Raw genomic sequence first — 23,415 nt, 5'->3', positions numbered from 1 at the left:
ATGTCCCACTGTAGATTGCTGGACGAACCAGCAACCGCGTTGGCATCTGAGGAACCCGGTGGAACTCCGGGGCTGTCCCGCAACTGTGACCGGTCACACCGGAAGCCAGACACTCCGCCCGACGCGATCCCCACGAACCGGGGCGAGGACCCCGGAGAGGAGCGAACGCATCGTGATCCTGCTGCTGTCGACGTCGGACACCGACCTGCTGTCGGCCCGCGCGAGCGGCGCGGACTACCGCCTCGCCAACCCCGCACGCATCGAGCTGGATGAGCTGCCCGCGCTGATGGACGGCGCCGAGGTGATCGTCGTCCGCATCCTCGGCAGCGAGCGGGCCTGGAAGGAAGGCCTGGACATCGTGCGGGCCGCCGAGGTGCCGGTGATCGTGCTCGGTGGCGAGCAGGCGCCGGACGCGGAGCTGATGAAGCTTTCGCACGTGCCTGCTGGGATCGCGACGCAGACGCACCTGTATCTCGCGCAGGGCGGGCCGGACAACCTGACGCAGCTGCACCGGTTTCTGTCCGACACGCTGCTGCTCACCGGGCACGGCTTCGAGCCGCCCGCCGAGCAGCCCAACTGGGGCCACCTGGACCGCGAGGCCGCCGACACCGACGGCCCGACGATCGCGATCCTCTACTACCGGGCACACCACTTCGCGGGCAACACCGCGTTCGTCGAAACGCTGTGCCGCGCCATCGAGGACGCGGGCGGACGCCCGATGCCGATCTACTGCGCCACGCTGCGCAACCGCGCCCCTGAGATGGTCGACGAACTGCACAAGGCCGACGCGCTGCTGGTCACCGTGCTCGCGGCGGGCGGCACCAAGCCGTCAGCGGCACAGGCCGGTGGTGACGACGAGTCCTGGGACATCGCCGAACTGGCCGACCTGGACATCCCCACGCTGCAAGCGCTGTGCCTGACCAGCGACCGCGAGGCCTGGCTGGAGAACGAGGAGGGCCTGTCCCCACTGGACGCGGGCACGCAGGTGGCGGTGCCGGAGTTCGACGGCCGGATCATCACGGTGCCGTTCTCGTTCAAGGAGACCGACGCCGACGGCCTGCCCCGCTACGTGCCGGATGCTGAGCGCGCCAGCAGGGTGGCCGGGATCGCGCTCGGCTACGCGCGGCTGCGCTACACCCCGCCCGCCGAGCGCAAGGTCGCGCTGGTGCTGTCGGCGTACCCGACCAAGCACTCCCGCGTCGGCAACGCCGTCGGCCTTGACACCCCGGCCAGCGCGGTCAAACTGCTCGCACAGCTGCGCGAGCGCGGCTACGACCTGGGCCCCGACCCGATCCCCGGTGTCGATGACGACAGTGCTGAACCTGCGGGCGACCGATTTATTCACGCGCTCATCGAGGCCGGTGGGCAGGACCCGGAGTGGCTGTCCGAGGAGAAGCTGGCCGGGAATCCGATTCGGGTGCCCGCCGCGCAGTACCGCGAGTGGTACAACACGCTTCCCGAGGACCTGCGCACCGAGGTGGAGGAGCACTGGGGCCCGCCGCCGGGCGAGCTGTTCGTGGACCACTCCGCCAATCCGGACGGCGACATCGTGCTGGCCTCGCTGCAGGCGGGCAACGTGCTGATCATGATCCAGCCGCCACGTGGGTTCGGGGAGAACCCGGTGGCGATCTACCACAACCCCGACTTGCCGCCCTCGCATCACTACCTGGCCGCGTACCGCTGGCTGGAGCACTCGTTCGGCGCACACGCCGTGGTCCATCTGGGTAAGCACGGGTCGCTGGAGTGGCTGCCCGGCAAGACGGCGGCGCTGTCGGCGTCCTGCGCACCGGATGCGGTGCTGGGCAACCTGCCGGTGATCTACCCGTTCCTGATCAACGACCCGGGTGAGGGCGCGCAGGCCAAGCGCCGGATGCACGCCACGATCGTCGACCACCTGATCCCGCCGATGGCGCGCGCCGAAAGCTACGGCGACATGGCCCGGTTGGAGCAACTGCTCGACGAGTACGCCAACATCTCGGCGATGGACCCGGCGAAGCTGCCCGCGATCCGGCAGCAGATCTGGACGCTGATCCAGGCGGCCAAGCTGGACCACGACCTCGGCGTCGAGGAGCGTCCGCACGATGCCGAGTTCGACGACTTCCTGCTGCACGTCGACGGCTGGCTGTGCGAGGTCAAGGACGCCCAGATCCGCGATGGCCTGCACATCCTCGGCGACGCGCCGACCGGCGAGGCACGGGTGAACCTGGTGCTGGCGATGCTGCGGGCGCAGCAGATGTGGGGCGGCAAGGCCGACGCGCTGCCGGGCCTGCGCACCGCGCTCGGGCTCACCGAAGGCGGGGACGCGCCTGCCGCGAAGGTGGACGAGATCGAGCAGCAGGCGCACGCGCTGGTCGCGGCGATGGAGGAGCGCGACTGGGACCCGGTCGCCGCTGCCGAGGTCGCGGCGGGCCATCCCGCCGACGTCGAGCGGGTGCTTGAGTTCGCGGCGACCGAAGTGGTGCCCCGGCTAGCGGGTACCACGAATGAAACCGACGCGGTGCTGCACGCGCTCGACGGCGGGTACATCCCGGCGGGGCCGAGCGGGTCGCCGTTGCGTGGCCTGATCAACGTGCTGCCGACCGGACGCAACTTCTACACCGTCGATCCGAAGGCCATCCCGAGCAAGCTCGCCTGGGAGACCGGACAGGCACTGGCCGATGGCTTGCTCAACCGGTACCGGCAAGACACCGGCGACTGGCCACGCTCGGTCGGGCTGTCGGTGTGGGGGACGTCGGCGATGCGCACCTCCGGTGACGACGCCGCGGAGGTGCTGGCGCTGCTCGGCGTGCAGCCGATCTGGGACGAGGCATCCCGGCGCATCAGCGGCATGGAACCGATCCCGCTGGAGGACCTGGGCAGGCCACGTATCGACGTCACAGTGCGGATCTCCGGGTTCTTCCGGGACGCCTTCCCCCACGTGGTGGCGATGCTCGACGACGCCGTCACGATGGTGGCCGACTTGGACGAGCCGGAGGATCAAAACTTCGTGCGCGCCCACGCGCAGGCGGACATCGCCGAGCACGGTGACAAGCGCCGCGCCACGACTAGGGTGTTCGGGTCCAAGCCCGGCTCCTACGGTGCCGGGCTGCTGCCGCTGATGGACTCCGGCAACTGGCGCGACGACGCCGACCTCGCCGAGGTGTACGCGGTGTGGGGTGGCTACGCCTACGGGCGTGGACTCGACGGCGCACCCGCGCGCGAGGACATGGAGAACTCCTACCGGCGGATCCAGGTCGCGGCGAAGAACACCGACACCCGCGAGCACGACATCGCCGACTCGGACGACTACTTCCAGTACCACGGCGGCATGGTCGCCACGGTGCGCGCACTGACCGGGCAGGCGCCCGCGTCCTACATCGGCGACTCGACCATTCCGGACGCGGTGCGCACCCGCACGCTGTCCGAGGAGACCGCACGTGTGTTCCGGTCGCGCGTGGTCAACCCGCGCTGGCTGGCGGCGATGCGCAAGCACGGCTACAAGGGCGCGTTCGAGCTCGCGGCCACAGTGGACTACCTATTCGGCTTCGACGCCACAGCTGGGGTTGTTGACGACTGGATGTACGAGAAGCTCGGCGAGACGTACGTGCTGGACGAGCAGAACCAGGAGTTCCTCAAGCAGTCCAATCCGTGGGCGCTGCGCGGCATCGTGGAACGGCTTACCGAGGCGGCCGACCGTGGCCTGTGGGCGAAGCCGGACCAGGAGATGCTCGATCAGATGCGGGACGTCTACCTGCAGGTCGAAGGCGACCTCGAAGCGGAGTGAGCCGTTCGGGCCCGGCGCCTGCGTCGGGCCCGAACGTGCGAATCCCACACCACAAGCGAACGACTCGGCTTAGCATTACTGAGATGACCGAAGCGCAGCCGCCGGTCGGCGACAGCGAGGACGTTGTCTATGTCGCCTCCCAGCCGTACCGGAACGAGACCGAAGTCACGCTCGAAATGCGCGAGACTGATGGCGGCGAGCGTGCCGTCATGGTCTACAGCTCACCCCAAACTCTGGTAGCCGGTGCTGGCGAGCAGCAGCCCTGGATCGCGATCCCCAGGGAACGAGTGCCGGAGTTGGTACGTCGAAGCGGCGCCGACGGGGTACTGCTCGACACCGTTATCCCGCCGGGCTTACGTCGAGGAGACCCGGAAGGACCGCAGTAATGGATGACATCGACGTCGATCGGACCGCGCTCAACGGATTCGCGGCCAAACTCCGCAATGCGAGTACGGACCTGGAGAACACCACGAACCCGCCAGAAGTGCCCGAAGCGGGCGATGCAACCGGCATCCTGGGGTCGATGTTGAGTCACCTGACCCAGTCCATGGCCGGAGCGGTGACCGGCCTCGGCGCCGCTGGCGATGCGGTAGCACCGTGATCAACGTTCGAGGCGAGTCAGAGACGGCCTGGGACGGCAACTCCGGCGTAGCGTTCCGCGAAGCGATGTCGACGACGGGTACCGGCATTGACGACTTCGCAAGCCAACTCGGTGACGCCAAGACGGTCGTGTCCGTGTTCGCCGACGACATGGCCACCGTGAAGTCCCGAATGGAGCAGGCACGGCAGGTCGCCGTCGCGGGCGGGCTCGACGTCACCGACACCGAGATCGCGGAACCGGGCGAAGCTCCACCCTCGCCCCAGCCACTACCTACGGATGGCTCGGCAACGGCGGAGCAACGGGCCGCGCACACCTCGGCGCAAGCCGCAGTCGACGCTCACAACGCGAAGGTCAAGGCATACAACGAGGCATCGCAGATCGTCAGCGATGCACGCGGCAAGCAGAACGCCGCGCTCCATCACCTGACCAAGTTCAGCACCGACCAACTGAAGAAGACGCCGTTCACCATCGCGGACGTGTCGAGCGGCCTTGCCGCCCAAGCGGTCAAGCGCACCAGCAAGTTCCGCACGCTGGCGGCGTCGTACGGCCGCCACGCTGATCGGGCGCTCAATCTGGCGATGAACAAGTCGGTCACCGATCCCGCCTTCGCAAAGGCGGCTCGCCTCAATGCGCAGTTCGCGAGCAAGCAGAGCGCACTACTCGACGACGCGGTCAAGACCGCACCCGCTGCGATGCTCGACAAACTACCCCAGTGGGCCAGGTCCAGTTTGACTGCGGAGGTGAAGGACGTCGCATTCAAAGGCGGGTCCACAGCGGCTCGTGTGGGCAGAACAGTGCTGGGCCGAGTTCCGATCGCAGGCGGGTTGATCACCGCGGCAGGGGTCGGATTGGATATCAAGAATGGCAAGGACCCGACGAAGGCAATCGTTTCAGGAGCGTCGAGCCTTGCTGCTGGCGCTGCCGTTGGCGCAGCCATTGGTGGCCCAGTCGGCGTCGTTGTTGGTGCCGGGGCAGGCGCTGTGGTCGGCTATGTGGTCGACGAATGGGGTGACGAAATCGCCGGATTCGCCGCCGACAGTGCGGAAGTGGTTGGTGGCGCAATAGCCAATGGCGCCGAAGCGGTCGCTGATGGCGCACAAGCGGCAGGAGAAGCTGTGGTCGATGGCGCCGAAGCAGCGGGTGACGCGCTCGTCGACGGAGCGAAATCAGTCGGCAGGTTCGCAGGAAGTTTGTTCTGAGGTCCGTTATGACTGCCCCAACGCATCCCTCACCCAAGCCCGACGCCGTCACCGGTGAACCGCGCCCGCCGCAGGCACCGGTCGAGGCAAGCTGGAAGCCCTACGACAAGGCGACCGACATGGGTCCCGACGAACCACCGCAAGGCAAGGGGCCAGCACTAGAATGGTTCGCCGACGCCAAGAGCACCAGTTGGAGTGCGGCGGGATTCCTTTTTCTTCTCGGGGTGGTATTCCTTTCTGTAAAGGACAGCGGTTTTGACTGGATGAGGGTCTGGTGGCTCTGGGCGATCTTGATCGTCTTCACCTCACCCATTCTTCTTATCCGCAGGGGCACCCGTATGACGGCTGGAGCGGACTGGCTCCGCCTTACCGGTGACCAGTGGGTCGACACCTATCGCCTCAACACGATTCGGGTTACCACCGGGTTCGGCACCTATCACCTGGAACTCACTGATGCCGCGGGCAACAAGGCCGATACCCAGGTCTGGTACTTGCAGAAAAACCGCAAGCTGTGGGACCTGCTCTACAACGGCATCCTGCACTCCATCGTCCACCACGGCGCCGACGTCAACCGCCGCGCCGTCGAACATCTTCACCTACAAGCCGTCATCAGGAAGCCACCGATCAAATAACCACACAGATCGACGTCGTGCCAGCATCGCTAGGCACCCGCCTTGTTGATCAGCTTCCCGCGCGCTGTGACCATGAAAAAAGGACGAAACGGACACTATATGGTCATAGCGCGCAGGAAGTAGATCAACTACTCCGATCAACTACTCCGACAGCGACGCCGACCTCGAGCCGCACGCCCCAGGCACCGCCGCCAGGCACCGCCGGACGTCCCCTCACGCCCCAGGCTCGCCGACCACCTGCTCCAGATACGGCCCGAACAGCTCCGCCATGCCGTCCGCGACCTCCTTCGCGGTAGCCGTCGACGACGCGGCGTGGCTGATCGCCAGCCGGACCATGTTCTCCGCGATCAGCGCCACCGAGTGCTCCGGCACCTTCGGCCAGATCTCGCTCAGGATCTTGCCGAGGCGGTCAGTGGCATAGCCCAGGACAGGGCCCGCCTGGTTCGTCACGTACGACAGCAGCCCGTCGCCCGCGTCGCCGCGCACGATCGCCATGATCAGTGGTTCCTCGGCAGCCGTCGTCAGGAACACCTCGACGGCGGCGGCCAGCGCCGCCTTCGGGTCGTCCTCGTGCTTGGCTACCGCTTCCTGCACGCCTGCGAGGAACCGCTCGGCTTCTCGCAGGATGTAGGCCTGTGCGAACCCTTGCCGGGAGCCGAACTCCTTGTACAGCGTCTGCCTGCTGACCCCGGCCGCCTTGGCGATGTCGGCCATGCGGGTCTCGGACCAGCTGCGCTGCTCCAATAACTCGCTCGCGGAGTCGAACAGGGTGTCCCGCAACAGCTCACGGGCGGCGTCAGCGAAGCGGCGGGCGCGCGGTTTCGGCATATCGTCGACATTTGCAGCGGACGGATGCCGTGTCAACATCATGGACACCAAACCCGTGAGGCTGGCGTCGCGCCCGCTCATGTCAGCGCCGTGGACACAGTGGACGACGCGAGCGTGCCCAAGTCGGTCGCGTCGTCGGCGAGCAGTTCCGGCCCAGCGCCCGGCGCGGTCGCGATCAGCTTGCGCAACGCCCTGATCTCCTTGGCCCGGTTGACGCCGACCGCGCCGACCAGCCTGCCGTCGCGGTGGAACACCGCCGTGAAGTTCAACGAGTCAACCTCGCCGCGGATACTGAGGTCATCCGTAGCCATCGGCCAGCCCGCGACCTGCAGGTTCACCCCGTACTGATCGGACCAGCACCACGGCACCTGCGAGAACGGAGTGCGGTCGCCGAGCATGTTGCGCGCCGCGGCGGCGCCCTGTTCCTGCGCGCTCTGCCAGTGCTCGATGCGCTGCCGCCCGCCGAGCATCAGGTTCGGCTGATTGGCGACGTCGCCCGCCGCGAACACCCCGGGCACCGATGTCTCGAAGTACTCGTCGACCAGGATGCCGTTGTCGACGGCGATACCCGCCCGCTCAGCCAGTTCGGTGTTGGGCACCATGCCGATCGCGACGACGACGGTATCCGCCGTCCAGCCGCGACCGTCGGCGTCCGTGGTGACGAGGCCGCTCTCGGTGCGCTCGACGCCCGTGACGTCGACGCCGGTGTGCAGCTCGACGCCATGCGATCGGTGCAAATCGGCGTACACCCCGGCAACCCGGGGCGGCAGCAGCCGGGACAACGGCGTCGGCTCGGCCTCCAGCATCGTCACCGCACAACCCCTGCTACGCGCGGTGGCCGCGACCTCGGCACCGATCAGCCCGGCGCCGATCACCAGCACCCTGCTGCCCTCGGCCAACCGGTCCCGCAGCGCGGGCACGTCGGAGGCACTGCGCAGCATGTGCACGCCGGCCATCCCGTCCGCGACCGGCAGCGGCCGGGGGCTGCCGCCAGTGGCGAACAGCAGCAGTTCGTAGTCCAGCCGCTCGCCGCCGTCGAGCTCCAGCTTCCGCGCGAGGACGTCGACGTCGACCACCCGCTCCCCGGTGCGCAGCTCGACATCCTGCTGTTCCCAGGTCTGCGGTGCCCGCAGCCGGGTGCGCTCGAACGGCATCGTGCCGCGCAAGACGTCCTTGGACAGCGGCGGCTTGCGGTACGGCTCGTCGGGTTCCTCACCGATCAGCACGATCCGGCCTTCGTATCCGGTGCTGCGCAGCGTCAGCGCGGCGGTAGCGCCCGCGACGCCAGTGCCGACCACGATGGCATTTCCGGCGTTTCCCACGCGGGTCATGCGGCACCTACCGGCTCGAAGTCAACCTTCTCGCGCACCCCGCAGTCGGGGCAGCACCAGTCGTCAGGGACGTCGTCCCAGCTGGTGCCAGCGGGAAAGCCCTCGTGCGGGTCTCCCACCACCTCGTCGAAGACGTACTCACACACGGGACAGCGAAACTTGCTCATGGCTACCCCTTATGCGGTCGCGCCGTAGCGGGCCAGGATCTTCTCCCGCTTACTCGGCTGGATATTGGCCTTGCTGATGTCGCCGTCGTAGTGGGCGACCACCCGCTTGTCCATCACCTTCCGCCAGAGCGGCGGAACCCACGCGAGCACGATCATCGACGCGTACCCGGCAGGCAGCTGCGGCGCCTCATCGAAGTCCCGCAACGCCTGGTAGCGCCGGGTCGGGTTGGCGTGGTGGTCACTGTGCCGCTGCAGGTGGTACAGGAAGACGTTGGTGACGACGTTGTTGCTGTTCCAGCTGTGCCGCGCGGCGGGCCGCTCGTACCGGCCACTCTCGGCGCGCTGCCGCATCAGGCCGTAGTGCTCGAGGTAGTTGACGACCTCGAGCAGCGAGAAACCGAAGATCGCCTGGATGACCAGCAGCGGCAGGATGCTCGGACCGAACGCGATGACCAGAGCACCGAACAGCGCCAGCGACATCGCCCACGCGTTGAGGACGTCGTTGCGCAGCGTCCAGGGGCCCTTGTTCATCCTGGCAAGCCGCTTGCGCTCCAGTCCCCACGCCGAGGTCAGACTGCCCCAGATGGAACGCGGCAGGAACCGCCAGAACGACTCACCGAAGCGCGAGCTGGCCGGGTCCTCCGGGGTGGCGACGCGGACGTGGTGGCCGCGGTTGTGCTCGATGAAGAAGTGGCCATAGAACGTCTGCGCCAGCGCGACCTTGGACAGCCAGCGCTCGTGCTTCTCCTTCTTGTGGCCCAGTTCGTGCGCGGTGTTGATGCCGATGCCCGCGACGACACCGACGGAGATCGCCAGCCCGATCTTGTCCACCATCGTCATCTCGAAGGTGGTCCACATCCAGCAGGCGAGCACCAGCCCCGCGTACTGCACCGGCAGGAACAGATACAGGATCCACTGGTAGTAGCGGTCCTGCTCCAGCCACTTGACCAGCTCCTCGGGCGGGTTCTCCGCGTCGTTGCCGATCAGCATGTCCAGCGTCGGAATCAGGACGAAGACGATGATCGGCGCGAGCCACCAGGCCAGGTGAGTGGCCCAGCCGCCGTCCGTGGCGGAGTAGACACCCCAGATGATGAACGGAATAGCGGGGACAACCAGTCCCAGCAGCCACGCGTAGCGCTTGCCGTCGCGCCAGCTGACTTCCGTGTGGGCCTCCTGCCCAGCGGCCATCGATGTCATGACGACGCCTCCTTGCGTCTCTGGCCCACTGCCGATCGTGATGTGGGTTACTTACATATCAACGGGCTATGCCACGAAGGTAGACACGCAGAGGACTTGTGTCAACAGAACGACACCACAGTGTTTCGTGTAAATCCTGCGGACGTTGTCACCCACGGCGACAACCATCGATACACGCTGTCGCTCCTGGTCTCGCTATACCCGGCCACGCGCACGCGAAACGGCGGCACCCCGCCTGCCGGGATGCCGCCGTGTACTGAATCTGTGCTGGTCTGTCCTGGTTTCAGGTCAGTCGAAGACGACGAGTGAGCGCGCGCCCTCCCCCGCGTGCATCCGCTCGAACGCGGCTGGCACGCCGTCGAGGCCGATGCGGTGCGAGACGAAGGTGTCCAGGTCGAGGCGGCCGTCGAGCACGGACTGGGCGATCGCCGGAACGTCGACATCCGGGTCGGCCGAGCCGTACACCGACGCGCTGAGCGAACGCGCGAAGTGGTAGATCTCCAGGCCGCTGAAGCTGACCGGGTCGTCCTTGGCGCCAACGCCCAGCGTGACAACGCGCCCGCCCCTGCGGGTGCTGCCCCACGCGGTGCGAATAGCCGCCGACCGGCCGACACACTCCAGCGCGACGTCCGCGCCTCGGCCCTCGGTCAGCGAGCGGATCAGCTTCGATGCGGCCTTGTCCGCGAGCGCGAAGTCGGTCGCGCCAGCCTCGAGCGCGAGATCCCGTTTGGACTCGTTGAGGTCGAGCGCGACGATCCGCGACGCCCCCGCCAGGCGCGCGCCCGCGATCGCGGACAGCCCCACACCGCCGAGGCCGACCACGACGACCGACTCGCCTGGGCGCACCTTCGCGTTGTTGCGAACCGCGCCGACGCCGGTGATGATCGCGCAGCCCAGCAGCGCGGACTCTGCCAGCGGCAGCTCCTTCGGCAGCGGAATGACCGCGTTCTCCCCGATCACCACCTCCTCGGCGAGCGCGCCGACGCCGAGGGTGACGTGCGTCGGCGTGCCGTCCGCGAGGCTACCGCGCGGCGTCGACGCGACACCCTCGGTCGCGGTGCACAGCCATGGCTCACCCTGCTGGCAGAACCAGCAGTCGCGACACGGTGGCGTCCAGTTGAGCACGACATGGTCACCGACGCCGACCCTGCTCACCCTGTCCCCGACCTCGGTGACCACGCCGGACGCTTCGTGGCCGAGGATCAACGGGAACGACGGCGACAGCACCCCATTGATCATGGAGAGGTCGGAGTGGCACACGCCGGCGCCACGCACCACCACGCGCACTTCGTGCGGCCCGGTCTCGGGCAGCTGGACGTCACAGATCTCGAGCTCGGAGTCGACTCCGCGCGCAACCAAAGCCTGAACCATGTCCGGCACCCTACCGGCGAGTATGGCCCCGGTTGGGTGACAGGGCCGTCGACGTTCACTGGTCGGTGCGCGGTGTTGTGTCTGGGTTGTGCGCCGCGCCCAGCAGCGGCGTCAGAACGGATAGCCACGCGAGGCGAGCAACGCCCTGACCCACGTCGCGAACTTGCCCGCGGCCTGCTCCGGCGCGTCGGTCGAGCACACCAGGTGGCTGATCGTCAGGCGGGTCGCCAGGTCCGCGATCAGCAGGTGATCGTCCGGCGCCACCTCCGGCCAGAGCTTGCCGCCGATCTGGACCAGCCGCCTCGTCGCGGCCTCGATAACGGCGGCGGCATCCGTCGTGAGCAAGGCGATCATGTCGTCGTCGTCCTTGCGGGCCAGCGTGAGCTGCACCAACGGCTGCTCGGCCGCCACCCGCAACGCGAGCGCCATGCCCGAGGCCACCGATTCCGGCAACGACGGATGCCGCGCCAGCTCAACCTCGATCGCGTCGATCAACCGGTCGGCCACCCGCACCGCCACCGCTTCCGCGAGGCCGAACTTATCGCCGAACTCGTTGTAGACCGTTTGCCTACTTACTCCCGCCAACGCCGCGACCTGACCGACTCGCAGCTTGGCCATCCCCACTTCCGTCGCCGTGCGCTCGGCCGCATCGAGCACCCGTTCCCTCGCGCCACGCGCAGGCTGGGTGCCGGACGACTCCCCTGTCATTGTCACGTACGTCACAATTAGTGATCGTCTGGGAAAAGTCAATTTCATCGGTCGCGCGTCCGGGTGCGCCGAACCGCAGCGAGAGCCTGGCGGTCTTTGCGCACATCCGCAACACCGATGAACGCGGTTCCTGTCATGGCGGACGAAATCCGCATACCAGGCTCCATCGGCCACATCGCAGGTGGTGAACGGCGCGTTGTGCTCCACAAACGGACCGGACGTTCGCTCAGAGAGGAGCAACTCATGCGTCGTTTTCCACGAAGTACGTTCGCCGCGGCCCTCGTCGGGCTGCTCGCGGGTGCCGCGGTCGTCGCCACCCCGATGTCAGCCCCTCCGGCCGCGAGCGCTGATACCTTCTACGATCCACCGTCACCGCTGCCAGACGGCGAGCCAGGCGACATCATCCGCAGCGAGCCGACCACGTTCTATCTCGACCCCACCACGACGTTGGAGGCCAATGCCGACGCCTACCGGGTGATGTACCTGTCGACAGACACTCACGGTGACCCGATGGCCGTCACCGGCACGCTGCTGCGGTCGAACTATCCCTGGATGGGTGTCGGGCCACGGCCAATCATCGGGTTCGCCGTCGGCACACAAGGTCTGGCCGACAAGTGCGCGCCGTCGAAGCGCATGGCCGCTGGGCTGGAGTACGAGGGCACGTTCCTGGAAGGCCTGTTGGAGCGCGGGTACGGCATCGCCATCACCGACTACCAGGGTCTCGGCACGCCAGGCAACCACACCTATGTCAACCGCGCCGCTGAGGCCAACGCGGTGCTGGACTCGATCCGGGCCGCGCAGCGGCTGCCCGACGTGAAGCTGCCCGATTCCGGTCCGGTGCTGACCGCGGGCTACTCCCAGGGTGGCGGGGCGTCCGGTGCGGCCGCCGAGGTCGCAGACAGCTACGCGCCGGAGCTGGATCTGCTCGGCTCCTACTCGGGCGCGCCACCCGCCGACAAGAAGGTCGTTGGCAGGCACCTTGACGGCAGTCACGCCGCCGGCCTGCTCGGCTACGCCATCGTGGGCCTCGACGCCGCCTACCCCGAGCTGGGCATCGACGATCTGCTCAACGAGGAGGGCACGAAGCAGCGCGAGCAACTCGAGTCGGAGTGTGTCGAAGAGACGCTGGTGAACCACGCCTTCAAGGAATCGAAGGACTTCACCAAGGACGGCAGGGCGGTGACCGAGTACATGGACGAGGAACCGTTCGACTCGGTCGTCGAGGAGCAGAAGCTGGGCAACCGTCGTCCGGAAGTTCCCACCCTGGTGCTGCACAGCAGGGGCGACGACATCGTGCCGTACGACCAGGGACGCCAGATGGCTCGCGATTGGTGCGGACTCGGCGCCAACGTCAAGTTCAAGACGTTGGAGACCGCGACCCACGTCGGCGCGATCCCCGAGGCGTCGAGCGAGGCGTTCATGTGGATGGAGGAGCGGATCAGCGGCTTCCCCCAGTTCAGTAACTGCGGCTTGTTCTGACCCGCTTCAGGGTGGCCTGGGCGTTTCCCGCGCTCAGGCCACCCACCACGTCCGCGGCGTTACCGCGTCTCGCGCTCCGGCAAGGCGTCCCGCAGCACCTCGGCCAGATGCCGCGACCGGACGCCGACCAGCTGCTCGAACTGGGTGCGGCAGCTGAAGCCGTCCGCGACAACAGCGGCATCAGGCGGCGAGGACGCCAGCGCGGGCAGGACGCCGTGCTCGGCGACCTTCACCGACGTCTCGTAGTGGCCACGCTCAAACCCGAAGTTGCCAGCGAGCCCGCAACACCCCGCGTCGAGCACCCGGGTGTCCGCGCCGGTCGACCGCAGCAGCGCGGCGTCCTGGCCAGAACCCATGATCGCGTGCTGGTGGCAGTGGACCTGCACCGTCGCGTGCCCGTCGACGGCTGGCGGTGCCCAGTCCGGCGCGTGCCTTGCCAGCAGCTCCGCGAACGTGTACGTGTGCGCCGCGACCACGGCCGCGCCCTCGTCGTCCGGCAGCAGTTCGGTGGCATCGGAGCGGAACAGCGCGGCGCAGCTCGGCTCAAGCGCCACCATCGGCACTCCAGCGTCGATCACCGGCGCGACGTCGGCGAGCGACTGCCGCAGCATCCGCCGCGCGACGCCGAGCTGGCCGGTGCTCACCCAGGTCAGCCCACAGCAGCGCGGCCGGTCGACGGTCAACACCTCGAACCCGGCGGCTTCGAGTACTTCGGTCGCCGCGACACCGATGTGCGGGGCGAAGAAGTTGGTGAACGTGTCCGGCCACAGCAGCACCGAGCCGCGCGGCGCGTCCTGGCCCCCGCCCGGTGACCGGTGTGCCGCGTACCACTCAAGGAACGTGTGCTCGGCGAACCGGGGCAGTTCCCGCTCGGCCGCGATGCCACCTGCCCGTTTGAGCACTCGGGACAGTGGCGATGCCGTGAGCGCGTTGACCGCCTTCGGCATCCGGGACGCCAACCGCGCCATCAACGGCAACCACCCCATCGAGTAGTGCGCGGCTGGCCTGAGCCTGCCCCGGTAACGGTGGTGCAGGTACTCGGCCTTGTAGGTCGCCATGTCGACACCGACCGGGCAGTCGCTCTTGCAGCCCTTGCAGGACAAGCACAAATCCAGCGCCTCGCCGACCTCATCGGAGCGCCAGCCGTCCGTGACGGTCTCGTCGAGCAGCATCTCCTGCAGCACTCGCGCACGGCCGCGCGTGCTGTCCTTCTCATCGCGGGTGGCGCGGTAGCTCGGGCACATCACGCCACCGGATAGCGTGCGGCACTTGCCGACGCCGACGCAGCGGTGCACCGCGGTGCCGATCTGTCCCCTGTCCTCGTGCAGCGCCAATGTCGTCGGCGGACGTCGCCAGGTGCGGTCCGGGTCGATGCGCAAGTCCTCGGTCATGGCGGCGGCGTCGACGATCACGCCGGGGTTGAGCTTGCCGTGCGGGTCCCAGATCGCCTTGAACTCGGCGAACGCGCGCATCAGCTCCTGGCTGTAGAGCGCCGAGAGCAGCTCGGAGCGAGCGCGGCCATCGCCGTGTTCGCCGGACGGCACCCCGCTGTGTTCCTTCACGAGTTCGCCCGCCGCACGCATGAACTCGTCGAACCTGCCAACGCCATCGTGGCTGCCGAAGTCAAAATCAAGCCGGACGTGCAGGCAGCCCTCGCCAAAGTGGCCGTAGACGACGCCGTGCAGCCCGTACCGTTCCAGCAGCCGGTGGAAGCCACGCAGGTACGCACCGAGGTTGCTCGGCGGCACGGCGGCGTCTTCCCAGCCAGGCCAAGACAGCGTGCCCTCCGGCGAGCGGGTCGCCAGACCGGCACCGTCCTCGCGGATCTTCCACACCGCCGTACGATGCGCCGGATCGTCCACTGTGGCCACTCCGCGCACACCGTCGATGCCGCGCAGCGCGTCGGTGAGTGTCCGCGCTTTCTCAGCGCTGTCGACGTCGATCAGCAGCCATGCGTCGCCAGCAGGAAGTTCCGGGACTGATCCAGCGCGGCGGACACGCAAGACGTCGAGAATGCGGTCGTCCATGCCTTCGCAGGTCAGCGGCTGGTGCGCCAGGATGGCGGGCACCGCGTCGGCGGCGACCTCCGAATCCAGGAACCCGGCGATGACGAGGCGCTGCTCGGCGGGCAGTGGTACGAGTGTGACGGTCGCTGCCAGCACGATCACGCAGGTGCCCTCGGTGCCCACCAGCGCCTTCGCGGCGTTGGTGTCGTTCTCCGGCAGCAGGTGATGCAGGCCGTAGCCGGACACCTGCCGGGAGAACTGCCCCAACTCGGTGCGGAACTGAGCGCGATGGGTGTCGGCCAGCGCGGTGAGGGCGGTGTGGATCTCGGCCGCCCGATCGGTGCGGGGTGTGGCGACGCCGCCCGCGCCGACAGTGAGCCGAGTGCCGTCGTAGGTCAGCACATCGAGTGAGACGACATTGTCCGACGTGCGTCCCCATGCGACGGAGTGCGAGCCGCAGGCGTCGTTGCCGATCATGCCGCCGATGGTGCACCGCGCGTGGGTCGAAGGGTCCGGTCCGAATCGCAGCCCGTAGTGGGCGAGTTCGGCGTTGAGCACGGCGGGGATGACGCCGGGTTCGACCGTCGCGGTGCGCGCGTCAGGGTCGATGTCGATGATCCGGTTCATGTGGCGGGAGAACTCCAGCACGACACCGGTGCCGATGGCGTTGCCCGCGATCGACGTCCCGCCACCCCGGGTGGTGATCGGCACCTCGTGTTTGGCGCAGACCGCGACGGCGGCGGCGACGTCATCGGCGTCGACGGGGAAGACGACGCCGAGCGGCACCTGGCGGTAGTTCGATGCGTCGGAGCTGTACTCGGCGCGCCTGCGGTCGGTGAAGTCCACCGCCCCACGGACGGCGGCCTCGAGGTCGGTACGCAGCGTCATAGCGCCGAGTCTCCCGCCTGGCGACGCGCATCGCACGCCTCACACGCGGGAGACCGAGTGAGCGCCGCCGCGAGTCGCACCTTATTTCGCGCGAGTCGCACCCTGTTCGCCGCGAGTCGCACCTTATCCGCGGCGAGTTGCACCTTCGGGTGGACGAGAGCGGCACTGCGGGCGACGGGTTCTCGGGACTCACGGCCCGGAACGCGGAACTCACGGCAGCGGTCGGTGCAACTCGCGGCGAATAGGGTGCGACTCGCGGGCCAAGGGCGGTCAGACCGAGCCGAGCACCCTCGTCACCGCGATCTCCAGGACGACGCGGCGCGGGTTCACGCGGGGTTGCTTGTAGCGCTTGGCGTAGCGATTCTCCGCGTCGGCGACGGACTCCGGGTCGTCACGCAGCACCGCGCGACCTTCCAGCGTTGACCACCGACGCCCGTCGAGCTGGCACACCGACACCGCGCTGCCGCGCTCCCCCGCCGCCGCGGCCAGTCGCGCCTTGACCGACTGCCGCGAGCAGATCACCCGCGCGAGCCCCGACTCTAGGTCCAGCGTGACGCCGACCGGCACGACGTGCGCGGTTCCGTCCGGCCGCACTGTGGTCAGTGTGCACAGGTGCCGCTCGGTCCAGAACTCCGCGAACCGCTCGCCACGGCTGATCAGGTCGGGCATGCGGCCTCCTGATCGCGCACGGCACGCCGCGCCAGTGACGTGGCGTCGGCCAGCATGGTCTCCGATGATTCGGACCTGCGCGCAATCCTCATGCGGCCAGCGTAACCGCGGCTACACCGGGTCGCTGACCGCACGCAGCCGCTGGGTGCCCGCCGTCACCGCGAACGACTTCGCGTGGTGTGCGGCGCTGCCCGCGTCCTCCCGGTCGGCCAGGAAGTACCAGTCCATCTGCACTCGGTCAGCGGTCACGTCGCAGATCGTGTAGCCGTGCGAGTCCAGCTCCACCCACTTCAGGTGCCGGTTCAGCGTCCTCGCCGCCTGCTCGACGCTGACCGACACCGTGCGCGGCGGCGCGCCGGTCAGCTCATCGATGTTGTCCGAGGTGACCGAGGGGACGACGAACTCCGTCGCCACCGTTCGCGAGAAGGGGTACAGCCCGGCGTCGAGCGGCACCTCGAACGCCCACGACGTGTGGATGTCGCCGGTGAGAAAGACGGTGTTCTGCACGCCCTGATTGGCGAGCAACCGAATCAGCTCGCGGCGGTCGTGCTGGTAGCCGTCCCACTGGTCGACGTTGACCGGCACGCCGTCCTCAGGCACCAATCCGGTGAGCTCCGCGAGGGGCTCGCCGACGACGCGCGGCAGTGGCGGCAGTAGCAGCGGCGAGAACATCACCGGGTTGCCGATGAGCTTCCACTGGACGTCCTCGGCAAGAAGGGAGTCGCGCAGGAACGCGAGCTGCTCCGCACCGACGATGGTGCGGTCGGCGTCGTCGGCCTCGCCGATTTCCGATGCCTGCTGACTGCGGTAGGTGCGCAGGTCGAGCATCGTCAGCTCGGCCAGGGTGCCGAACCGCAGCCGCCGATACAGCTGCGCGCCGTCGCCGAACCGGATCGGCATCCACTCGGCGTACGCCTGTTTGGCCTGCCGCCTGCGCGAGGTCCAGGAGCCCTCCTCGCCCTCGGTGTGGTTCTCCGCGCCGCCGGACCAGGCGTCATTGGCGGTCTCGTGGTCATCCCAGGTGATGATCCACGGGCAGGCGGCGTGCAGCGACTGGAGCTGGGGGTCGGTCTTGTACTGCGCGTGCCGCCCGCGGTAGTCCGCGAGCGTGATCATCTCGTGCGGCGGATCGTGGCGGCGGAACGAGCCGTACTCGCCGGGACCGTACTCGTACAGATAGTCGCCCAGGTGCAGCACGGCGTCGACGTCGTCGCGCTCCGCGAGATGCCGGTATGACGCGAAGTGGCCGGACTGCCAGTTCGAGCAGGAGACGACGCCGAACCGCAGCCGGTCCGGTTGGACGTCGGCGGCGGGGGCGGTGCGGGTGCGGCCGATCGCGGAGTGCTGGTCAGCGAAGGCGAACCGAAAGAAGTACCACCGGCCGGGCGCGAGCCCGTCGGCGTCGATTTTCACGGTGTGATCGCGGGCGACACCGGTACGCACGGCACCAGACGCGACGACGCTACGGAACTCGGCGTCGGTGGCGACCTGCCAGCGCACGGTGACGTCGGGGCCGACGCCAGAGCCGGGGGTGGCATCGGCGGCGGGCGTGACGCGGGTCCACAGGATCACCCGGTCGGGCAGCGGGTCGCCGGAGGCGACGCCGTGCTGAAACGCGGGACCGGTCGGTTGCGCGGCATGCGACGGGAGGGCGGGGGCAAGCAGGGTGGCGGCGCCCGCGAGGCCACCGGCGCGGAGGACGTCGCGACGTCGCATGCCGAGGTCGGGGGACGCGGATGCAGGGGAATCAGACACGGCTGAGCATTATTGATCAGCCAGGCGGTCCCCGTGGTGAACAACTGAAAAAATCTCACAAAAGTAGGGAGACGTTCAGGTGAGCCGTAGCTGCAATTCGGCGAACAGCCGTTGCTTCGGATCGGCTAGATCGAGCCCGCTCACCTCCGCGGCCCTGCGCACCCGGTACCGCACCGTGTTGGGGTGCACGCCCAGCGCCTCGGCGGCTGCCCTGGCGTCGCCGAGCGCGTCCCAGTACCGCAGCACCGTCGTCACCAGCTGTCCGCCGTAGCGCTGATCGTGCTCGGCCAGCGCGGTCACTCTCGGGTCCCGCACGCTCGGTTGCTCCCGCAACAACGCCGCCGTCTCCGCGAGCAGTACCTCGGCGCGAACCTCGTCGAGCGACGCCGCGAGGGTGGCGCGGTCGGCGGCGATGGTGTCGAGCACCCGATCGGCCTCCCGCCGCGACTCCGGGGCGGCCGCGATCCCCGGCCCGATGGAGCCAACGCCCGCCTGCACTGGCATCCGCAGGTCCTTGCCAGCCGCCGTGGCGACTTCCTTGGCGAACCGCAGCACGGCGTTCGCCCCGCCGCGCCCGGTCAGCTCCGGCAGCAACACATAGGTGCGGCCATCAAGCGCGGTCACCAACGCGCTGCGACGGAACGCCGCGGCGTGCACCGACACCAGGTTGATCAGCTCGGCCCGCAGCAGCTCCAGCTGCGAGCGGTCCACCTGCTGCGTCTCGGCGACGGAGAACCCGAGCACGACCGCGGGCGCGTCACCGGACGCGCCGAGCTGGCCAGCGACCGACGCCGGGTCCATCCGGCCGGACAGCAAGCCCGCGAGCAGACTGTCGCGGAACTGCACGCCGACGTCCGGGGTGGGACGCCGTCGCGCGAGCTGTGCCGCGACCACCCGCGCCGCGCCGAGCAGCGCTCGCTCGGCCCGGTTCGCCATCGGCTTGTCGCCACGCGCGACCCAGATGGTGCCCAGCCAGCGACGTCCCGCGTGCACGCCGACCACGAGCCGCTCCACGATCCCCAGTTCGGGGCGCGCCTCCACCCGCACGACCCGCTCGCCGGAACGCACCCGCTCGTAGACGCCCCATTGCCGCAGCAGCGCCAAGTACTGCTCAGGGCCCTGTCTGCCCAGAATGGACAGCCGCCGCAGCTCGTCCACCTCGTCACCGGTCGACGAATACGCCAGCACCCGGTTGCCGCTGTCCTCGATGCTGATGTGGCCGCCGGTAACGGTCGCGATCGTCTGCGCCAGACCGAACAAGTCGGTGCGCGACGCCCCCGCGTCCAGCCCCGCGTCCTCACCTGCATCGGCGAGGACGTCTTTGGCGAGCACGTCCAGCTGGCTCCAGCGCACCTCAGCTGGCACCCCGAGCAGCGCGACCGAGGCATCGCGGGCAGCGGCGTGCAACGGGTCGTCGACACCGGTGGCCGACGCCTTCACCGCGACAGCAGCCGCGCCCCGCTGACCAGCGGCGAGCACGGCGGGCGCCGCCTGCCTGCCGCGCGCCCCGACCACCAGCGCGAGGTCGTGTTCGCGTACGTCGGTCGCGTCGTCGGGGTCGCAGATGACGACTTCGCGCACTTCGACGTCCAGGCCGTGTGGCGCGACGTGCAGCTCGAGCATCGAGTCGCCGAGCTGCATCAGCAGCTGACCAAGCGTCGCGACCATGGCACGCCTTCAACGTTGTGGGACCAGACAAATACTGACCTAGAACCTTAGCTCATCGTCTAATCCTTGGCGGCCCGCGAACTCCTACTGTCACCAGGAACATCGCCTATGCAGCCGCCACAAGGAAGGAGCCGTGCCGTGGACGCGGTAACCGCACCCCCGACGCCGGTGAACGAGCCGGTCTTCGACTACGCGCCGGGCACGCCCGCCCGCGCCGAGCTCGCCGACAAACTCACCGAGCTGGCCAAGGAGCCGCTCGAGCTGACCATGACCATCAACGGCGAGCAGCGCATGGGTGGCGGCGAGCGCATCGACGTCGTCCAGCCGCATAACCACGCCGCCGTGCTCGGCACCCTCGGCAACGCCACCACCGCCGATGCCCGCGAGGCCATCGACAGCGCGCTCGCGGCGGCGCCTGCCTGGCGGTCACTGTCCTTCGACGAGCGCGCCGCCGTCTTCCTGCGCGCAGCCGACCTGCTCGCGGGTCCGTGGCGGTCCACACTGAACGCCGCGACCATGCTTGGCCAGTCCAAGACCGCGATCCAAGCCGAGATCGACGCCGCCTGCGAACTGGCCGACTTCTGGCGATTCAACGTCAGCTACGCGCGCCAGATCATGACCAACCAGCCGATCAACCCGCCCGGTCAGTGGAACCGGCTGGAGCACCGGCCGCTGGAAGGCTTCGTCTACGCCATCACGCCGTTCAACTTCACCGCGATCGCGGGCAACCTGCCGACCGCGCCAGCGCTGATGGGCAACGTCGTGGTGTGGAAGCCCGCACCGACGCAGACCTTCGCCGCGCACCTGACGATGCGGCTGCTCGAGGAGGCTGGCCTGCCACCCGGCGTGATCAACCTGGTCACCGGCGACGGCTACGCGGTCTCCGAGGTCGCACTGGCCGACCGTGCGCTGGCTGGCATCCACTTCACCGGCTCGACCCGCACGTTCCGGCAGCTGTGGTCGCAAGTGGGCACCAACATCGGCCGTTACGACGCCTACCCGCGCATCGTCGGTGAGACCGGCGGCAAGGACTTCGTGCTCGCCCACCCGACCGCCGACGTCGACGTGCTGCGCACCGCGCTGGTGCGGGGCGCGTTCGAGTTCCAGGGCCAGAAATGCTCCGCAGCGTCGCGCGCCTACGTGCCGAAGTCCGTGTGGTCCCGGCTGCGCGACGACCTCGTCGCCGAGGTCGAATGCCTCGAAATGGGCGACCCCAACGACTTCTCCAACTTCATGGGCGCGGTGATCGACCGGCGTTCCTTCGACAAGCTGGACAACGTGCTCGCCAAGGTGCGTGACGACGACAGCATCGAGATCGTCGCCGGTGGCACCACCGACGACAGCACCGGCTACTTCGTGCGGCCGACCGTGCTGGTCGGCTCCGACCCGGAGCACACCGTGTTCCGCAAGGAGTTCTTCGGCCCGATCCTGGCGATCCACGTCTACGACGACGCCGACTACGACCGGATGCTGGCCGAGGTCGACAAGTCGCACTACGGGCTGACCGGCGCGATCATCGCCCAGGACCGCGACGTCATCGCGCATGCGAGCGAAGCGCTGCGGTTCTCGGCGGGCAACTTCTACATCAACGACAAGCCCACTGGGTCGGTCGTGGGACAGCAGCCGTTCGGCGGCGCTCGGGCGTCGGGCACCAACGACAAGGCAGGCTCGATCTACAACCTGCTGCGCTGGACCAGCCCGCGCTCGATCAAGGAGAACTTCGTCCCGCCGCGTACGTCGCGGCACCCGCACCAGGATTGATGCCAAGAAGGCCGAACGGGGGCCCAGCGGGCCAATCTCACTCGCTCTGCCCGCCGGGCCTTTCGGCCGGATTGGTATCTACCGACACTGAGGAGGCGCCGTGCTCCGCACCGGACTGCTCGCCGCGAGCCGCTCACCCCAGCTCCGCAACCTTGTCGAGCACACCCCACTCGCCCAGCCACTGGTCACTCGCTTCGTCGCGGGTACGGGAGTCAACGAGGTGCTGCCCACGGTCGCGGACCTCCGCGCCGACGGGCTCGCCGTCACTCTCGACCATCTAGGTGAGGACACCCATGACCACAACGCGGTTGAGGCGACCGTGTCGGCTTACGAGGACCTGCTCGCGGCGCTGGCCGAGGCGGGACTCGCCGACGGGGCCGAGGTCTCGGTGAAGTTGTCCGCCGTCGGTCAGTTTCTCGGCGACGACGGAGAGCGGATCGCGCTGGACGGTGCGCGGCGCATCTGTGAGGCGGCCCGCGCCGCGGGCACGACCGTCACCCTGGACATGGAGGATCACACCACCACCGACTCCACACTGGGGATCCTGACCGCGCTGCGGGCTGATTTCCCCTGGGTCGGGGTGGCGCTGCAGGCGTACCTGCACCGCACCGAGGCCGACTGCGCCGCGCTGGCGACGGCTGGCTCGCGGGTGCGGCTGTGCAAGGGCGCCTACGCCGAACCGGCTTCGGTGGCGTTTCAGTCCAAGGATGAGGTGGACCGCTCGTACGTGCGATGCCTGCGGGTGCTGATGGCGGGCGCGGGCTACCCGATGATCGCCAGCCATGACCCGAGATTGATCGCCATCGCGGACAGCCTGGCCGCGAAGTACGGCAGGGCAGCGGACGACCACGAGTTCCAGATGCTGCACGGGGTGCGGCCAGATGAGCAGCGTCGGCTGGCCGCGCGAGGCGCGACGATGCGGGTATACGTGCCATACGGGCACGACTGGTACGGCTATTTCATGCGGCGGCTCGCGGAGCGCCCGGCGAACGTCGGGTTCTTCCTGCGCTCCCTCGCCACCCGGTCGTGACCGCCACACCTCCAGGTGCGGCGGTCACGACCAGGAGTCAGCCCTGGCTCTGCTGTTCCTGGGCGTAAACGGCGAAATTGAGCTGTCCCTGCTCGTCCTGCTGGACATCAAGGACCTTGTCGTCAAGAAACTCAGCTGCCCGCGACTCCATGAAAACTCGAGCGCCGTCCTCGGTTCCCATTACCTGGTCACCCGACTCCGGCTCGGTGGAAACCGCGAGGGTGAGCTGCAGGTCGTCGGACTCGCCGGTCAGAGCGAGCCGGAGCCCGCCGCCTTGTTGTTGCTCGTCCTGCTGGCTTTGTGTCAGCGCGCTGATCGCCTCAGCGGCTGGTTCGGTCAGTGCGAGCATCGCCCGCGCCTCC

The 23,415-nt window shown here is 68.5% G+C and carries 17 protein-coding genes, 1 pseudogene and 1 riboswitch; of the genes and pseudogenes, 8 read left to right on the top strand and 10 right to left on the bottom strand.

Going from position 1 to position 23,415, the window contains the following annotated elements; genetic code table 11:
- The first annotated feature begins 6 nt into the window (after positions 1-6).
- Positions 7-133: riboswitch (cobalamin riboswitch) on the top strand.
- Positions 134-172: 39 nt separating this feature from the next.
- From cobN to AMYHA_RS26955, 5 genes are all read left to right on the top strand, one after another.
- The gene (cobN, locus tag AMYHA_RS10140; protein WP_034270358.1) at positions 173-3,763 is read left to right on the top strand and encodes a cobaltochelatase subunit CobN; all 3,591 of its coding nucleotides are present in this window, start codon (positions 173-175) and stop codon (positions 3,761-3,763) included.
- Between the two features lie 83 nt (positions 3,764-3,846).
- Positions 3,847-4,149: an SAV_915 family protein gene (locus tag AMYHA_RS10135; RefSeq protein WP_051399743.1), complete on the top strand. Its 303-nt coding sequence runs from the start codon at positions 3,847-3,849 to the stop codon at positions 4,147-4,149.
- Positions 4,149-4,364, top strand: coding sequence for a hypothetical protein (locus tag AMYHA_RS10130; protein WP_051399742.1), 216 nt, complete (start codon positions 4,149-4,151; stop codon positions 4,362-4,364). Before AMYHA_RS10135 ends, AMYHA_RS10130 begins: the two co-directional genes overlap by 1 nt.
- Positions 4,361-5,563, top strand: coding sequence for a hypothetical protein (locus AMYHA_RS10125; RefSeq protein WP_034270355.1), 1,203 nt, complete (start codon positions 4,361-4,363; stop codon positions 5,561-5,563). Before AMYHA_RS10130 ends, AMYHA_RS10125 begins: the two co-directional genes overlap by 4 nt.
- An 8-nt stretch (positions 5,564-5,571) precedes the next feature.
- Complete coding sequence (locus AMYHA_RS26955) at positions 5,572-6,195, top strand: hypothetical protein (RefSeq protein WP_034270352.1); 624 nt, start codon at positions 5,572-5,574, stop codon at positions 6,193-6,195.
- 213 nt (positions 6,196-6,408) lie between these two features.
- On the opposite strand, the gene AMYHA_RS10115 is transcribed toward AMYHA_RS26955, so the two are convergent.
- The 5 genes and pseudogenes from AMYHA_RS10115 to AMYHA_RS10090 form a co-directional block, all read right to left on the bottom strand.
- On the bottom strand, positions 6,409-7,023 hold the full coding sequence (locus tag AMYHA_RS10115; protein WP_034270350.1) for a TetR/AcrR family transcriptional regulator: 615 nt from the start codon (positions 7,021-7,023) through the stop codon (positions 6,409-6,411).
- Positions 7,024-7,100: 77 nt separating this feature from the next.
- Positions 7,101-8,354 carry an NAD(P)/FAD-dependent oxidoreductase gene (locus AMYHA_RS10110; protein ID WP_034270347.1) on the bottom strand — a complete coding sequence of 418 codons (1,254 nt, stop codon included), beginning with the start codon at positions 8,352-8,354 and terminating at the stop codon, positions 7,101-7,103.
- A pseudogene (locus AMYHA_RS10100) lies at positions 8,351-9,718 on the bottom strand (fatty acid desaturase). The gene AMYHA_RS10110 and the pseudogene AMYHA_RS10100 overlap by 4 nt, the downstream one beginning before the upstream one ends.
- A 288-nt stretch (positions 9,719-10,006) precedes the next feature.
- Positions 10,007-11,089 carry an alcohol dehydrogenase catalytic domain-containing protein gene (locus tag AMYHA_RS10095; RefSeq protein ID WP_034270339.1) on the bottom strand — a complete coding sequence of 361 codons (1,083 nt, stop codon included), beginning with the start codon at positions 11,087-11,089 and terminating at the stop codon, positions 10,007-10,009.
- Between the two features lie 111 nt (positions 11,090-11,200).
- Complete coding sequence (locus AMYHA_RS10090; protein WP_169732916.1) at positions 11,201-11,812, bottom strand: TetR family transcriptional regulator; 612 nt, start codon at positions 11,810-11,812, stop codon at positions 11,201-11,203.
- Positions 11,813-12,040: 228 nt separating this feature from the next.
- On the opposite strand from AMYHA_RS10090, the gene AMYHA_RS10085 reads away from it, so the two are divergent.
- Positions 12,041-13,276 (top strand): lipase family protein, encoded by a 1,236-nt coding sequence (locus AMYHA_RS10085; RefSeq protein WP_034276635.1) that lies wholly within the window; start codon positions 12,041-12,043, stop codon positions 13,274-13,276.
- Positions 13,277-13,335: 59 nt separating this feature from the next.
- On the opposite strand, the gene AMYHA_RS10080 is transcribed toward AMYHA_RS10085, so the two are convergent.
- The 4 genes from AMYHA_RS10080 to AMYHA_RS10065 all read right to left on the bottom strand — a co-directional run bounded on the left by AMYHA_RS10080 (position 13,336) and on the right by AMYHA_RS10065 (position 20,262).
- Positions 13,336-16,170 carry an FAD-binding and (Fe-S)-binding domain-containing protein gene (locus AMYHA_RS10080; RefSeq protein WP_051399739.1) on the bottom strand — a complete coding sequence of 945 codons (2,835 nt, stop codon included), beginning with the start codon at positions 16,168-16,170 and terminating at the stop codon, positions 13,336-13,338.
- A 270-nt stretch (positions 16,171-16,440) separates the two neighbouring features.
- On the bottom strand, positions 16,441-16,839 hold the full coding sequence (locus tag AMYHA_RS10075) for a pyridoxamine 5'-phosphate oxidase family protein (protein WP_034270336.1): 399 nt from the start codon (positions 16,837-16,839) through the stop codon (positions 16,441-16,443).
- A gap of 111 nt (positions 16,840-16,950) precedes the next feature.
- A complete protein-coding gene (locus AMYHA_RS10070; protein ID WP_330759799.1) occupies positions 16,951-18,594 on the bottom strand; it encodes an alkaline phosphatase D family protein in 1,644 nt (547 codons plus the stop codon).
- Positions 18,595-18,669: 75 nt separating this feature from the next.
- Complete coding sequence (locus AMYHA_RS10065) at positions 18,670-20,262, bottom strand: PucR family transcriptional regulator (protein WP_034270331.1); 1,593 nt, start codon at positions 20,260-20,262, stop codon at positions 18,670-18,672.
- Between the two features lie 138 nt (positions 20,263-20,400).
- Between AMYHA_RS10065 and pruA the strand changes: the two genes are divergently transcribed.
- Both pruA and AMYHA_RS10055 read left to right on the top strand, forming a co-directional pair.
- Positions 20,401-22,023: an L-glutamate gamma-semialdehyde dehydrogenase gene (pruA, locus tag AMYHA_RS10060; RefSeq protein ID WP_034270328.1), complete on the top strand. Its 1,623-nt coding sequence runs from the start codon at positions 20,401-20,403 to the stop codon at positions 22,021-22,023.
- A 100-nt stretch (positions 22,024-22,123) separates the two neighbouring features.
- On the top strand, positions 22,124-23,053 hold the full coding sequence (locus AMYHA_RS10055) for a proline dehydrogenase family protein (RefSeq protein WP_034270324.1): 930 nt from the start codon (positions 22,124-22,126) through the stop codon (positions 23,051-23,053).
- Between the two features lie 37 nt (positions 23,054-23,090).
- Here AMYHA_RS10055 and AMYHA_RS10050 read toward each other — a convergent pair whose 3' ends face one another.
- Complete coding sequence (locus AMYHA_RS10050; RefSeq protein ID WP_034270322.1) at positions 23,091-23,402, bottom strand: iron-sulfur cluster biosynthesis family protein; 312 nt, start codon at positions 23,400-23,402, stop codon at positions 23,091-23,093.
- Positions 23,403-23,415 lie beyond the last annotated feature (13 nt).

It is taken from the genome of Haloechinothrix halophila YIM 93223, from assembly GCF_000504245.1.
GTDB lineage: Bacteria > Actinomycetota > Actinomycetes > Mycobacteriales > Pseudonocardiaceae > Haloechinothrix_A > Haloechinothrix_A halophila.
This window is presented reverse-complemented; position numbering and strand designations above follow the sequence as displayed.

Excerpts from the sequence above, each read along its gene's own strand:
- AMYHA_RS10095 (WP_034270339.1), bottom strand. The coding sequence starts at position 11,089 with ATGGTTCAGGCTTTGGTTGCGCGCGGAGTCGACTCCGAGCTCGAGATC.
- AMYHA_RS10085 (WP_034276635.1), top strand. The coding sequence starts at position 12,041 with ATGCGTCGTTTTCCACGAAGTACGTTCGCCGCGGCCCTCGTCGGGCTG.
- AMYHA_RS10075 (WP_034270336.1), bottom strand. The coding sequence starts at position 16,839 with ATGCCCGACCTGATCAGCCGTGGCGAGCGGTTCGCGGAGTTCTGGACC.
- AMYHA_RS10130 (WP_051399742.1), top strand. The coding sequence starts at position 4,149 with ATGGATGACATCGACGTCGATCGGACCGCGCTCAACGGATTCGCGGCC.
- AMYHA_RS26955 (WP_034270352.1), top strand. The coding sequence starts at position 5,572 with ATGACTGCCCCAACGCATCCCTCACCCAAGCCCGACGCCGTCACCGGT.
- AMYHA_RS10135 (WP_051399743.1), top strand. The coding sequence starts at position 3,847 with ATGACCGAAGCGCAGCCGCCGGTCGGCGACAGCGAGGACGTTGTCTAT.
- AMYHA_RS10050 (WP_034270322.1), bottom strand. The coding sequence starts at position 23,402 with ATGCTCGCACTGACCGAACCAGCCGCTGAGGCGATCAGCGCGCTGACA.
- AMYHA_RS10115 (WP_034270350.1), bottom strand. The coding sequence starts at position 7,023 with ATGCCGAAACCGCGCGCCCGCCGCTTCGCTGACGCCGCCCGTGAGCTG.
- AMYHA_RS10065 (WP_034270331.1), bottom strand. The coding sequence starts at position 20,262 with ATGGTCGCGACGCTTGGTCAGCTGCTGATGCAGCTCGGCGACTCGATG.
- AMYHA_RS10110 (WP_034270347.1), bottom strand. The coding sequence starts at position 8,354 with ATGACCCGCGTGGGAAACGCCGGAAATGCCATCGTGGTCGGCACTGGC.
- AMYHA_RS10080 (WP_051399739.1), bottom strand. The coding sequence starts at position 16,170 with ATGACGCTGCGTACCGACCTCGAGGCCGCCGTCCGTGGGGCGGTGGAC.